This window comes from Rossellomorea sp. DA94 (genome assembly GCF_029834455.1).
Classification (GTDB): Bacteria; Bacillota; Bacilli; order Bacillales; family Bacillaceae_B; genus Rossellomorea; species Rossellomorea vietnamensis.
Map to the genome: position 1 here is coordinate 3,482,296 of NZ_CP122397.1, position 14,086 is coordinate 3,496,381.

Sequence of the window (14,086 nt, forward strand, 5' to 3'; positions counted from 1 at the left end):
TCCTTCATCCCTTTCGTGTTGTGTTTCGCTGTATGAGTTCAACGGGAAGCTGAACACTTGTATCGATGTCTTTTTCTTTTTTTATCAGTTTAATCAGAAGGGCCGCGGCCTGCCTGCCCATTTCGTAAGCAGGCTGCCTGATCGTGGAGAGCGCCGGATAGGAAAGGCTGCTCTGGGGGATGTCATCGTAGCCGATGATCTGTACGTCTTCCGGAATCTTTTTCCCAAGTCTCAAGGCCTCATGGAGAATCGCAATCCCGACGATATCATTGCTCGCGATGACCCCGTCCGTATCAGGATAGGTGGCGAACAGTTCCTCTGCCCAGCCTTTTGCGTCTTCAAAGGAGAACGAGGTGGTGGACATTACCGTGAAATCGACGTCCGTCCCACTTAAGTACTCGACGGCTCCCCGGAATCGGTCCTGAGCTGGCTTGACGTGTGCCGGCCCCTTCATGACGGTGATCCGCTTCGCCCCTTTTTCAACTAAGGTCTTTGCCGCCAGGCGTCCCCCTTTGCGTCCGTCCGCATAAACTGCCGGATAGTTGTCCGTGGTCCGGTCAAGGAGGACGAGTGGGAGATTCAATTCACTATACAGCTGATCATGCTCTACATGATTAGTCGCTGAGATCATTCCGACGACATTGTTCTGAACGAAGGTCTGGATATAATCCAGCTCCTTCTGGATGTTCTCGTCGCTGTTACCGAGGAGGAGCCTGAACCCTGCCTCACTCACTTCATCCTCGACCCCTCTCGCCAGCTGCGGGAAGTACGGGTTCGTGATATCCGGAAGCAACAGTCCGATCAGTCTCGACTCCCGTTTATATAGGGAGCGTGCGACCTCATTCGGGCTGTAATTCAGCTTCTCGATCGCCCCCATCACTTTCTTCCTCGTCTCGGCTCCTACATAGCCGTTATCATTGAGCACCCGGGAGACCGTCGCCACCGACACCCCCGCTTCACTCGCCACATCCTTGATTGTTGCCACGTGCGTCACTTCCTGTTCGTTTGGTTGGTTATGTAACCGGTTACACATAAGGTAACACAAATTTGTAATCGCTTGCAACCTTTTAAGTATAGATACTTTTCACCGTGCGAGGATATGAGCCCCTAAGGCTAGAAAGGTGAACTTAAGTCATCATTCACGTTCCATGTTTTTCAATACTCCATTTCAAGAGGTGGGGAAAGTACCCACCTACTTGAAAATTCATTTGTTCCAATACGCTTTTGCCTCATCTTCAAGAACTTTCAACCTTCTATAATAATCAGGAAATTCGTTTAAATGAGCCAATGCAATTTTCCCAGTAGCGATTGGGTCATCCCCTGTAACACTTGTTAGGTAGTATTTTTTCCCGTGTTCAAGCTCAGTATTTACTCCCATCCAAAACTCAGTTAAATTGAATTTACTCTTACTAAATTCAATACCTAAAAGTAATGCTATGGCTGCTGCTTCCTCTTTAGAATAGCTGGTTTTGAAGGTATTTGACTGAGGGGCGGTGGGTCTGAACATAGTTGTTTCTTCCAAAGGTGCATCTGACTTGGCAACATGAACAGGACCAAATGAATGGTTGGGAGGAGTATATCCTCTGTGAGCAGGACGACTTACATAGCTATGCATGGCTGGATTGATATCATTATGATATTGGTTTTGATTTTGATATGGGTACATACTGGAAACATTGTACATTTTTTTCATTCCCTTCACCTATATACGAAATCATGATATGCCTACATTCCGGGAATGTTCTTCTATTCATATTAACGTATAGTCAACCTTTATTCTTGGCAATCAGTCTGTCAATGGTGGCTGATACATCTCGAAAATTCATTTTCCATTTTTCTTTTAACGAGATGCTTTAATCCAATATGGAACACTTTTTTAAGGGAAAGATGTTTTGATAAGAAATGAGAGTCCATTACCTGACCGTCAAAAAAACATTTTATAAACTGAGGAACAGCGACATACCACGTGGTAAAATAAGGATATAATTATGATATCAATTATTCCATAAAAGGTCAGGAAGCGGAAGTAAGCTATAGATTATTGGGGAGCTAGAAAATGAAAAATAACAAACAAAACAGAAAAGAATTTTATAAAGATATCCTAATAGAGTTTATTTCTGAAGTGGTTTTCAACATCTTATTGTTTATACCAAAAATGATTTTTCGCTTGATACGGAACATTTGGTGAAAAAGGAAAGTAGCTAATAAGTGAAAACCAGCTACATGCCGGCAATACGCTCTTCAATGATCATACAGGTTAATGGTGTAAGAAACTAAATGTAAGGGGAGAGAAATATTGGCGAAGGATACAATAGAACTGATTAAGGTTGGTAGTTTAGTAGTTATTGCCATTAGTATGGCTGTTATCGCCTGGCGAATGGGCGATGTAGTGAACTACCTATATGATATTGTTCGGAAGTAAAGATCCTTTTTTAAGGGGCTTTGTTAAGCCACCAGCCTCCCTTTGTTCAAGTAAAGGGCAGGTTAATTGAATATGGCTAAAATTTATCTTTGGTAAATCAAACATAAAAGTGGGTTAGAAATGAGGTGAAGATTTGAAGATAGCTGTAAATTATTCAATTGAGGCGGAGCAATTAGTAAAAGACACTGTAATTGATGTTGATATGTTTAAATGTCCAGATTTTAGTAAGGAACTTATCCAACAAGCCGAGAGGACAAAGCCTTGTTATATTCATTTTGGTTTAAATGCTGGTAGCGGACAGTTGAATGGGGTCGATTGGAGACTTATTAAGGAAATAAAAAATTGGACTCAAACCCCATATGTAAATGTCCACGCTGTGGCTTTTTCTAAACAGTACCCAGATTATGATGTACTAACTGATAAGCCAAAGCACATTAATTTAATGGTGGACGCAGTTTTACGTGATATTGAAATCGTAGGTAAAGAAGTAGGTATTGAAACCGTGATAGTGGAAAACGTAATCTGCCGAGGGCGGGGTGAAAATATGATGAGTTCAATAATTAATCCCGAAGTTCTCTCGGAAATTGTTAATAAGGCTGGGTGTGGTTTTTTACTTGATACAGCTCATGCACAAATGACTTCTAAATGCCTTGGATTAAATGTAAAAGAATACATATCAAAACTCCCAGTTTATAATTTAAAAGAACTTCATATTACTGGCATCCAAGAAGATGAACATGGACGACTGCGGGACAGTATGCCAATGACAAAAGATGATTGGGAATTGGCATCTTGGTCCTTGGAAAAAATAAAAACCGGAGAATGGCAAAAACCGTGGGTAGTAGCTCTAGAGTATGGAGGAGTTGGACCAGCGTTTGAGTGGCGTACAGATAAAGAGGTGTTATCTAAACAAGTACCTGAGTTTTATGAAATGGTAAAGCTTAATCAAAAAAATTAGATTGAAAAAGAATCTATAAATATTGTTCATTAGATAGGACAAGTTGTAGAGAAATCCTGATATTGAGTTATTCGGCTTTAGCTGAAGATTGATCGGATATCTGATCTTCAGCGTTTTTTCTTTATTCGGTTAAAGGGCAGGTTAATTGAACAAATGATTGTTATTAAATCCGATGTGCACCCAGTACAAAGTATATTATCTGTCGATTGATAGAGAGAATGCCAGAGGAGATATGTTTAATGATAGGCTTGTATATTTTATGCTTACTTTTTGTGTGCCTTATGGTGGGGATTATATTTATTCGTAAGCATTTTAACAAAGCGGGTTATAATCACGGGCAAAAAAGAGATGCTATGATTGTACTTGGTTATCCCGCAAAAAAAAAATGGAACAATGACTCCCATTTTACGAGAACGAATCAATAAAGCAACAGACCTCTATCACACTGGAATTGCTGAAGTAGTTATTTGTTCGGTTGCATCTGTTGCAAATGACCATGTTGAGGCAGAAATCATGGCAAGAGCCTTAGTGGAATCAGGCGTGGATGGTAGCCAAATCATACGAGAAACTAAAGCGAGGGGCACTTATGAAAATTTGTTGAAATCGCGAGAAATCATGCGAGAGAGAGGGCTGAAAAAAGCAGTTATAGTTACCTCACCCTGGCATTTGCGAAAAGCTAGTTCATATGCGTTTCGGCTAGGAATTGACCATACCTTAGAAAAGTCTAAAGTGCCAAAAGAGTTCGTCATAGGATTAGGAATCATTTACGTTTACATATACATACAGATGTTCATAATTTATTTGCGTTTTTATAAGGGAAGAAAATGAAACTTACTCCATTTAGAAGTGTGAAAATCTCTCTGTTTAGTAAGAAAAGATATAGTCAGAATTGGTGATTATTCAACTAACGGTGGCGTTTGCTGAACAAGTAGCCGCCCCGCCTTTGTTAGGTCAGAGCATCTTCGGCTAACGGGCAGGATAGTGAAAAAAGCAATAAAAGAAAAATTTATAAAATGACTTTTAACCAGGGGGAGATAAAATGAGACCAGATATGGTTTTGGAGAAGGTTATAAAGAAGATCAATATTCAGAGTGAGTACAAGCCTTTTGTAGAGGAGTATACAGCTAGCTTACTTTCAGAGTTCAATGGGAAGATTCACAGTATTTATATGTGTGGCTCCATTCCTAAAGGTACTGCTAAGCCATTTGAGTCTGATGCAGATTTTACAATCGTATGCGAAAGGCCAGAAGATATAGATTATGATAGAGTATCATGTCTGAAGGACCAGATGTTACAAAAATATCGATTCGTAACGAAGATTGATACGGTTATTTGTTCACTGGATGATGTAAGAAGTAAGCCCAATGAATGGGGATTTTGGATCAAGATCATCTGTGTTTGTATACATGGTACGGATATTGGCGAAGAAGTACCGCCTATTCTTATCTCACCTGAGTTCATATTAGACTTAAATTCAGACACTCAAGAGGCAGTGGAGCGCGTTCGCGGTTTTCTATCTAATGCCAATGATGACACCCTGAAATCCAGGTATACCAAAGGTTACTCAAAGAAATTAATTCGTGCATTATACTCTTTGGTTTTAGAAGATACAGGGGTTTGGCAAGATGACATCACTAAGATGAAGAATGGCATATTAGATTATTGCACCATTGATTCAGCTTTAGTGGACTATCTGTATGCGTGTTACTTGGATAGTCATGTAGATGTTGAAGAATTTCTGGGGAATGCAGAAGAAGTATATCGTTATATTGAGAAGGCTTTAACTGTATTGGCTGCTTCCAGAACTACTCCTTCAGAAATATAATTTTTTTCGTGCATACTCGCTTATATGTAGCAAATAACTTATATTCCAAAACAAAGAGACTCGTCAATCGACGAATCTCTTTACTTTTTATGGCCTCTAGTTTTGGTCTCACTATTTGTTGTCCGAGCACCTCAAAACGGTCCACTTTAGGCCTCTATAGATGATCCAATAACACCCCTGGATAATCTGTCATCACAACCTCTACACCCGCTTTTTTCACCAACTGAAATTCTTCCATTGTATTGATGGTAAAAACACGCAACGGAATTCCCATCTCCATGACGATTCTCCCCGTTGGCGATTGAGCGAACGCCGACTCACAGTGGATGGCGTTGACCTGTAATGGCTTGATCCGGTCCAGAATATTTGCTGGAATCCCTTCAAAAAGAAAACCTGTCTCAATATCAGGATCAAGCTCTCTGACCTTCTTCAGACTCTCGGCATTGAAAGAAGAAATAATCGTCTGTTCTTTCATTCCTTTTTCTTTGAGCAGCTCCAGGACCTTATCTTCCAACTGTGGGTAGTCGATTTGATCGTTCTTCAGCTCGATATTGATGATGATCGAGTCACGATGCGTGGTCACCACATCCAGGACCTCCTCTAATGAAGGAATGGACTCTCCTTTGAAAGAGGGGTGAAACCAACTTCCGGCGTCATAGGTTCTGAGCTGCTCCCATGTCAAATCCTTCACATAACCGGTTCCATTCGTGGTGCGGTCGATGGTTTCATCATGGATGACGACCATCTGGCCGTCTTTTGACAGCTGTACGTCCAGTTCAATCCCGTGGGCACCTGACTCAGCTGCTGCTTTAAACGCAGTCAATGTGTTCTCCGGAGCCTCTCCACTGACTCCGCGATGAGCAAATAATTTCATTTTCATTACCTCTTTTCTTCGCGAACTTTGACCAGAAATATCCCTTTAAGAAGTTTCTAAAAGAGTGCCTTGTGTAATTAATATACGTATTCTTCACAAAGAAATAAGCGGAGGTTTTCCACTTACGCACAGAAACATCATCCCTTATTTCATTTCTTGAGTTAATAGGCGGAATATTTCCGTCTGTTGATCAGTGACGAATATGACGTTGCTTCCGATTATTGGTGGTTGTGTTACTTCATTATTAAATTCCCAATCTTACGCAAATGAAACTTTCCAATAGGACTATCGTCAGGAAAGTCCAAAATAAAAAGCCCAACTTCTCTACAAATCAAATAGAGAAATTGAGCTTTTCAGCACCTTCATTTACTGATTGAATTCATTAACTGATAGAAGTATTGGGGTTCATGAGTCTTATTCAGGTGATACCATGAATCTAATGTATCCGGCGCAAATACATCTATTTTTTTTAGTACCTTCACGGCAAATTCCAGAGGAGCTATTCCTGATGCCGTAATTAAATTGCCATCAGCTACCGCTGGTCCCGACTCATAGAACGCTTCTCCATTATAGTGAGGACATACCATTTTCGTATATTCCAAGTTATTACTTGTATGTTTTCTAGTATCTAAGTATCCCATATCCGTAAGTGCCTCAATAGCACCACAAATGGCAGCCACGATTGTGCCAATCTTCAAAGCTTGTCCAGTCCTTTCTAACATTCGTTGATGACTAGCTTCGCTCCAAGTAGTCCCTCCTGGTAAGATTAAAAGATCTTCACTCTCAAAAGTACATTCATCAAGGGACATATCTGGTTTTATGCTCAGTCCTCCCATCGTCGTAATCATTTCTTTAGTAGCTCCTACTGTCATGACTTTTACAGGAGCTACGTCTTTTTTGAAATATCTCCCCGAGTTCAGTTCAGCCATTAAATATCCATATTCCCAGTCCGACATTGTATCAAATACATAGAGAAAAGCTTTTCGTGTTTGCATCCAATTACACTCCAATCACCATTGATAGAGCCATTATAATAAAACTTCCCTGACAGGTAGCGTCAGGGAAGTCATTAATCTTGATGAAATTCAATTAAAGTTAAAATGTCAATTATTCAACTATTAAAATCCAAAACAAATATCCCAGCCCCATTACATAATTACTCAGATAGAAAATCTTTGATAGCTTTCTTATTTTCACTAACATCTAAGTCAAGTACTAATCCGACCCCATCATAATACTCGTCGGTATATGTGTGATCTAATGGTATTCTCATTGATTCAATGTTTTGGTTTTTTTCTCCTAATACTGAAGTAGCAATGGATAGTACTTGAGGTGTCTTAATATTTGTTTTAATAAAAGGCTTGATTATACCTAATGTTTTTGGGATTTTCATCACTCCTTTTACATCAGTCATCTCATCTGTTAGTAACTTAAGAACTTCTTGCTGTCTACGCACTCTACCGAAATCACTTTCGCTATCTTTACGGAATCTGACATAACTAAGCAACTGGTCTCCATCAAGCTTTTGCATTCCTGGGTGAAGTGGTGGATTAATCCCTTTGACCATTTCTTTTTCAATGTCCATTTCGACACCATCTGGAAATACCTCATCGATAATACTTGAAAAACCTTTAAAGTCAACTAAGGAGTAATATTGAATATCCATATCAAAGTTTTCTTTTAATGTTTTTCTCAATAGTTCTGGTCCTCCAATTGCATATGCAGCATTGATTTTTTGTGAACCATGACCAGGTATATCAACATAGGAGTCTCTCATAATCGATAAAATTTTCACTTCATTGTTATCCGAATTATATTGGGCAACCATTATGGTGTCGGTTCTTGATATTTCATTTCCCCTTGCATCCGTTCCAAGTAACAAAACATTCGTTATTCCCTTTTTAAGCTCTGCTCCATTAAATTCAACCTTCTGATCAAGAATAACTGAATCGTTGGCTGATTTCTCAAGTCCAGCTTGATACTGAAAATATACATAAGAAGCACCAATTAGAAAAACAAGAATAATAGTAGAAAAGCATAATAATATGATTTTTCTCTTTTTTCGTTTTCTTTTTTTTCTATACATTTTTCTTTCAACTCTTTCGTTCATATATATTCAACCTCTCTGTGTTCTACTCAAATCCCTGTTAATAAAGGCATCACCATATAAAAAGGGTGCCACCGCTTTATCCCAAGAACGTTTAAAATTCTGTGCATTTAACCATCAACCTGCACTTTACTTAAACTCGAACAATTGTTTTGATAACCGCGCTTTAAAGGTTTCATCCAATTCAACATAGTATACTCCATCAGTTATATTAGGATGTAAAAATTCTTCCAGAGAAATCGTGTTAATATCTAAAGAATCCATTTCATTGAATACTCTCTTCATTTCTTCAGGTGAAACATTGCTTTCTCCTTGTTTCCTAAAAGATTTGAAATCACTTGTATTAACATAAGTAAGCATGTGTGAAAAAAGTTTATTCATAAAATAAGCTGGTAGCTGGTGTTCCCCGTCGATTGATAAGATTCTAGCCATTTCTTCACCACTGACATTTTCTATTCCCTTATAGTAAGTATATTTGTTTCCTCTAGCTGCCTTCATTTCTATATTCTCTTTTACGTTTATCTGAATGTCTTCCATCGAATTGAGAAAGTCTTCAACTTCTTCTCTTTCCCACATAAAGTAATAATCAATTGGCATATTCAATGCTTTTTCCACGGTATTATTTACTGCAACTGCACTGCCCTTAAAAGCAAAAGCATGAGTCAGTTTATCCTCCGTTAGGGGTTCTTTATCTGCATTCAGAATGGGAACCTTTAGGCTTGGAGGAAGCAGAATGACATTTACCTTTTTGGCTCTCTTGTTAACAGTAAAGAGAAGGTTGATGTCCGTCCGCATGTCTTCATTGGCAACCATCACCAATATTGAAGTCACCTGATCCCCCTCTTTTTCATCGGCATTAGAAAGACTTAACATCTGATCATCTCTGTAATCACCTGTCAATGAAGGAATAAACACAAGAAGGAATAGCGATACCAGTATAAGAGTTGCCACTGCTGGAAATAAGTGTTTCTTCTTCATTCCCCCTACAGTTCCAGTAGCCTTTAGTTGATTTCTTTCATGTATCTTCTTAAACACTTCTTCCCGATCTTGTTTTGTAAATTGAAGCGACTCTTGGGTTAGCTTAATCGCCTTCTTAAAATTAATGGGATCCATAGATTTCTGCCTCCTCCATCATAGGTTTTAAAACCTTTTTCCCTCTCCTCAGCCTGGTTTTTACCGTATTTGCATTCACACCAGTAACCTCTGATATTTCATCAATGGTCAAAGAGAGATAATAATAGAGATAAATGATTTCCTTGTATTTTGTTGGCAAGGAATAGACAATCTTTTTGATCTCTTGATTGACAGAATCTTGAACGACTTTTTGTTCCAATGATTTCTGATATTTTTGTGTATTTTCTTGTATATAGTGCACTAGTTGAACCTTCTTATATTTCCAACTCTTTAAGTAATCTTTACATTCATTTATAGTAATTCTGTATAGCCATGTCCGAAGTTCAGATTCTCTTCGAAAGTGTTCTAGTTGGTTGTAGCATTTGACAAAGGCATTTTGCGCAAGGTCTTTTGCCATGTGCTCTTCCTTTACATAAGTATAGGCAAGCCTGACCAATTCATCACCATAGTCACCCATGGCTTGGTCAAGGATGTCATCTCTTTCTTTTTTGTCCATGTTTATTCCCTTCTTGTATAAGTTATCTGTTTGACGATTATGTCAGACAGATAGTTTCATTTTTTCATAATTAAGGAAATTTTCATTGTTAAAGAAGAATTTAAGAATATAATACTTGGATCATTTTTATCTTTTTCGATTAAAGTTGAAAAATCCGAACTAACTTCAATCAAAATAATAAAACTTCCCTGACAGGCAGCGTCAGGGAAGTTCACATACTTGATGAAATTCAATTAATTCCGTCAAAACCTCAATCATTCTTTTCTTAAGACTGATGGGCTCCATCACTTTAATCGATGTATTGTACGGTAAAAGTAAATAAGGTACATAGGTATGTATGATCTCTTTTTCAAGAAGAAACACGGCTTGATTGGGGAAACGTTCTTGTAAATAATGTCCCAAGAACCAATGTTGGCAAATATCATCCAATGCACTTTTTCCCCCATGAAGAACCAAAGACATAATCCCTTCCTTATCTTCTAACGTTGGAAGGAGGCTTTTTATAAAGTAGTCACGTGCTGAAAAATTCTCCGGTCGGTTAAAGGTATTTTCGGTTAGCACCAGACGTTCCATTCGATCGACTCTAAAACTGCGGATATCATTTCGAAGATGACAAAATCCAATCACATACCACTTGTTATTCCAATAGATCATTCTGTACGGATCGACCAATCTTTCACTTAACGGCTGTACGCCACTTTTATGATAAAGAATGTTGACTGAGTACCCGTCCGCTACGGCCTGCTCCAACTCCTTCAGTAAAGGTTCCATCGATGGTGGACGTAATTGACTTATGACTTCAAGACTTCCTACATGTTGGTTGACCTTTATTTCCTGCTCTTGATTGGAGTGGTGGCTTAGTTTTGAAATGGCCCTATCGAGTGCTTCTCCTCCATAATATCCGGCTTCTTCTGCAAAAACAGCCGAGTGATAAAGAGAAGTTTGCTCCTCAACATCAAAAAACAGAGGAGCCTCAACAAAGTGGTTCAATAAAGAGTACCCACCGTTATGTCCAGGTTCTGAAACAATCGGTACGCCACTTGTTGAAATGGTATCAATATAGCGGTACACCGTCCTTATATTCATCTCTAGCTTTTCCGACATTTGCTGTGCCGTCACTTTTTCACCTGAACGAAGCATCCAGAGAATGGCTAGCATATTGTCAATTTTGGGCATATGATTCCACCTCTATATAATGAGTAAACATCTTAGAATTTTAAATAGCCTTCAACTTAACAAGGTGTGTTAATTACAATTTCCATTCGTGTTCCAAAACACTGTATAGAAATGAATCTCGCCAGCCGTCTTTCATTAATAAATCTTCACGAATTCTACCTTCTTTGGTCATTCCAACTTTCTCCAACACTCTTGATGAACCTATGTTCCTTGGGTCACAAGTTGCATATATACGATGAAGTTTATGTTCTCCAAATCCAAAATTGATTAATAGAGTGGCAACTTCTGTCGCTACCCCTTTTCCCCAATAATCCGGATGAACAATATAGCCAATTTCCCCCACTTTATTAGTAAAATCCTTTATATTAAACTCGCCAGCACCAATCAACATTTCATCATAAATAATGGCAAAAATAAACCTTGTTCTTGGGTTTTGTACAGAGTCTTTAATCGCTTGATTTACAAAATCCTGCGACTCTTTTTCTGTATTTGGTCCCCAAGGCTGATATTGACAAACGATCTCTTGTGATGCGTATGCATGGACAGCCATCCAATCACTCGTAGTAAATTCCCTTAACCATAACCTTTCATTTGAGAGATTACTATTACTGTTTTCGATTATATTCCCCTCCACCTATCCTTTTTTACTAAGTTGCCTCGATTATTGAATTAGAGCAGTAGTTGGATCAATTTACGAATCTTCAATTACTGCCTCCGCTACTTTAAGAATTCTTATTTTAGAGCCGTATTTACTGCTTCAATCGCATGAATAACAGTTGTATCAAACAATGGAACTTCTGAATCCTCAGGTTTTACTAACAATCCGATTTCTGTACATCCCAAGATGATCCCTTCAGCCCCTCTATCCACTAATTTTTGAATCACACTCTTAAAGTACTCCTTAGACGATTGTTCCATTTTCCCTAAACACAACTCTTCAAAAATCACGTTATTGATGCTGTTTCTTTCTTCTTGATCCGGAACCAACACGTTAATCCCGTTAGATTGAATCCGAGATTTATAGAAATCTTGCTCCATCGTATATTTTGTACCAAGTAAGCCAACTGTTTTCATATGGTCTCTTTGAATTTGTTTTGCTGTTGCATCAGCAATATGTAATACCGGAATGTTGATCCGTGCCTCAACATGATCAATGACTTTATGCATCGTATTTGTACAAATGACGATGAATTCTGCACCTGCTTTTTCTAAAGAGGAGGCAACGTCCCCTAATGCTCTACCCGCATTTTCCAAATCCCCTTCAGCTTGATAGCGTTCAATCTCTTCAAAGTCTACGCTGTATAATAGACACTTTGCCGAATGTAACCCTCCCAATTTTTCTTTTACTTCTTCGTTGATTACTTTGTAATACTTTAATGAAGATTCCCAACTCATTCCACCTATAAGTCCAATCGTTTTCATTTCTTAGTGCCCCCTTACTTTCAATTGGCTTAACTTATCTTGCAATACTTTATCTTCTAAATACAAAGAAGAGGCATTTAGAAGATAAAGTAATTGAATAAAGATGATTCTATATTATATGCTAAGATTTATTTAAACCTATTATTTCTTATAGAATAAAGATATGAGAATCTGTCTAGCACTGTTTCCCAATCCACATAAATATTTTCTTTAATCGCATAGAGCAAGTTATGAAAAATCGGTTGTAAGCCATAGAAAGACTGTACTCTATTAAAGATTGACTCTTTGTCTTTAACCTGATAATAAGACAGTACTTCTGATGTAAAATCAGGACCCAAAGACCAGTATAGACCAGCAAAATCAAAGGCAGGGTCCCCTACCTGAGCATCTGTAAAATCAATGATACCACTTACAAGTCCTTTGTCCTTTTGGAATAAGATATTTGCTATTGTCAAATCTCCATGGATCAATACCTTTTTGGAGGTTGATGAGAAAATTGAGTTACTAAAGAAGTGCTTAAAAAGGTGATTAATTTCTTTTTTTTGTGACTGTTTAAGGTAAGGAAAAACTATAGTTTCTACAGAGCTATATAAGTCTTCCCAATATTCTTTGGTGTGGATAGGTACTATCTTTGTACCTTTAAATTTTGATAAGTCAATACTATGTAGTTTTGTAAGGAAGTCCCCTATAATTTCTGCATTTTGTGGTTTTATGAAATTAATAACTTCAGAATCAGTTAAAGATTCACCATCTAAATAATCATATTTAACACCTAAAAATTCTCCATCCAAGTAAACAGACTCATATCTAGGAATTTGTACCAAAGGGCTTTCCAATAGCAACTGGCTTATCAAAGCCACCTCATCCTTCACCTTTGCTGCTACTCCCTTGGATTTTGGAAACCTATACACAACTTCATTATTTAGAATGAGAATATCATTATCCCATCCATTGATCTGTGTCTTTACTTCATCTATCTGCAAATTCGGCTGCATCCTTGTTACAATATCTATTAGTTGATTTACCTTCACTTGTTACAAACCTCCAAAAACATTTCTTCAATACCAATTATTTCAAAATTCAAAAGGTTACTCAAGAAAGACTTTAAAACAAGAAAAAGCTTATCCTGTTCGGATAAGCCCCTTTTGTTGAAGATTAGTTCTAAAAAAGAAAAGCAATTATACAAGGGAGTCTTCACCAGAGAATAGCCTGTCTTTAACATAATTCACTTGCTCTATCATATGACCAATATTTCCTTCTCCAGCGTATAAGGACATATCAAAAAAGTCATTATCTAAATCAGACCAATAAAGAATATTTTCATCACCAGTAACCGATACATCCCTTTTTAATCGACCGACATATACTTCAACGTAACAATTTTGAAGGTAATATTTAAAATCCATTAAATGATGAAGAATAATATCTTTATTGGAAATATTGGTTTCTTCAAGAAGCTCTCTATAAGCGGCATCTATACCTGCCTCTCCATTTTCAATTTTTCCGCCAACTAAATTACTTAATCCTTTATACGGATTCTTCAGCCTCTCACACATTAACAACTTGTCCATATCTTTGTTATAAACCATTAAAACATTATAGCCTTGCATTTCATCACTTCCTTATTGAATTAATCTGTCCCATTAATTGAATAAGGGCAATAGCGGGACCA

The 14,086-nt window shown here is 37.9% G+C and carries 15 protein-coding genes; 3 read left to right on the forward strand and 12 right to left on the reverse strand.

Annotated features, from left to right (window positions below):
* Positions 1-4: 4 nt before the first annotated feature.
* Positions 5-985 (reverse strand): LacI family DNA-binding transcriptional regulator, encoded by a 981-nt coding sequence (locus P8596_RS18170; RefSeq protein WP_279724558.1) that lies wholly within the window; start codon positions 983-985, stop codon positions 5-7.
* Between the two features lie 219 nt (positions 986-1,204).
* Positions 1,205-1,693, reverse strand: coding sequence for a DUF5661 family protein (locus tag P8596_RS18175; RefSeq protein ID WP_279724559.1), 489 nt, complete (start codon positions 1,691-1,693; stop codon positions 1,205-1,207).
* Positions 1,694-2,555: 862 nt separating this feature from the next.
* On the opposite strand from P8596_RS18175, the gene P8596_RS18180 reads away from it, so the two are divergent.
* The 3 genes from P8596_RS18180 (at position 2,556) to P8596_RS18190 (ending at position 5,205) form a co-directional block, all read left to right on the forward strand.
* Positions 2,556-3,380, forward strand: coding sequence for a multinuclear nonheme iron-dependent oxidase (locus tag P8596_RS18180; protein WP_279724561.1), 825 nt, complete (start codon positions 2,556-2,558; stop codon positions 3,378-3,380).
* Positions 3,381-3,737: 357 nt separating this feature from the next.
* Complete coding sequence (locus tag P8596_RS18185) at positions 3,738-4,208, forward strand: YdcF family protein (protein WP_279724563.1); 471 nt, start codon at positions 3,738-3,740, stop codon at positions 4,206-4,208.
* Between the two features lie 223 nt (positions 4,209-4,431).
* Positions 4,432-5,205 (forward strand): nucleotidyltransferase domain-containing protein, encoded by a 774-nt coding sequence (locus P8596_RS18190; RefSeq protein ID WP_279727025.1) that lies wholly within the window; start codon positions 4,432-4,434, stop codon positions 5,203-5,205.
* A 154-nt stretch (positions 5,206-5,359) separates the two neighbouring features.
* Here P8596_RS18190 and P8596_RS18195 read toward each other — a convergent pair whose 3' ends face one another.
* The 10 genes from P8596_RS18195 to P8596_RS18240 form a co-directional block, all read right to left on the reverse strand.
* Entirely contained in the window at positions 5,360-6,079 is a 720-nt protein-coding gene (locus P8596_RS18195; RefSeq protein WP_279724565.1) for a glycerophosphodiester phosphodiesterase, read from the reverse strand.
* 362 nt (positions 6,080-6,441) lie between these two features.
* Positions 6,442-7,074 (reverse strand): type 1 glutamine amidotransferase family protein, encoded by a 633-nt coding sequence (locus P8596_RS18200; RefSeq protein WP_279724567.1) that lies wholly within the window; start codon positions 7,072-7,074, stop codon positions 6,442-6,444.
* A gap of 161 nt (positions 7,075-7,235) precedes the next feature.
* On the reverse strand, positions 7,236-8,189 hold the full coding sequence (locus P8596_RS18205; RefSeq protein WP_279724568.1) for an LCP family protein: 954 nt from the start codon (positions 8,187-8,189) through the stop codon (positions 7,236-7,238).
* Positions 8,190-8,315: 126 nt separating this feature from the next.
* Entirely contained in the window at positions 8,316-9,299 is a 984-nt protein-coding gene (locus P8596_RS18210) for an LCP family glycopolymer transferase (RefSeq protein ID WP_279724569.1), read from the reverse strand.
* On the reverse strand, positions 9,286-9,816 hold the full coding sequence (locus P8596_RS18215) for a sigma-70 family RNA polymerase sigma factor (protein WP_279724571.1): 531 nt from the start codon (positions 9,814-9,816) through the stop codon (positions 9,286-9,288). The genes P8596_RS18210 and P8596_RS18215 overlap by 14 nt, the downstream gene beginning before the upstream one ends.
* Before the next feature lie 201 nt (positions 9,817-10,017).
* Positions 10,018-10,992, reverse strand: a complete 975-nt coding sequence (locus P8596_RS18220; RefSeq protein ID WP_279724572.1) for a helix-turn-helix transcriptional regulator — start codon at positions 10,990-10,992, stop codon at positions 10,018-10,020.
* 73 nt (positions 10,993-11,065) lie between these two features.
* The gene (locus P8596_RS18225; protein WP_481900342.1) at positions 11,066-11,611 is read right to left on the reverse strand and encodes a GNAT family N-acetyltransferase; all 546 of its coding nucleotides are present in this window, start codon (positions 11,609-11,611) and stop codon (positions 11,066-11,068) included.
* A 113-nt stretch (positions 11,612-11,724) separates the two neighbouring features.
* Positions 11,725-12,414 (reverse strand): aspartate/glutamate racemase family protein, encoded by a 690-nt coding sequence (locus P8596_RS18230; RefSeq protein WP_279724573.1) that lies wholly within the window; start codon positions 12,412-12,414, stop codon positions 11,725-11,727.
* A gap of 128 nt (positions 12,415-12,542) precedes the next feature.
* Positions 12,543-13,445, reverse strand: coding sequence for an aminoglycoside phosphotransferase family protein (locus tag P8596_RS18235; protein ID WP_279724574.1), 903 nt, complete (start codon positions 13,443-13,445; stop codon positions 12,543-12,545).
* Between the two features lie 147 nt (positions 13,446-13,592).
* On the reverse strand, positions 13,593-14,024 hold the full coding sequence (locus tag P8596_RS18240; protein ID WP_279724575.1) for an NUDIX hydrolase: 432 nt from the start codon (positions 14,022-14,024) through the stop codon (positions 13,593-13,595).
* Positions 14,025-14,086: the final 62 nt, after the last annotated feature.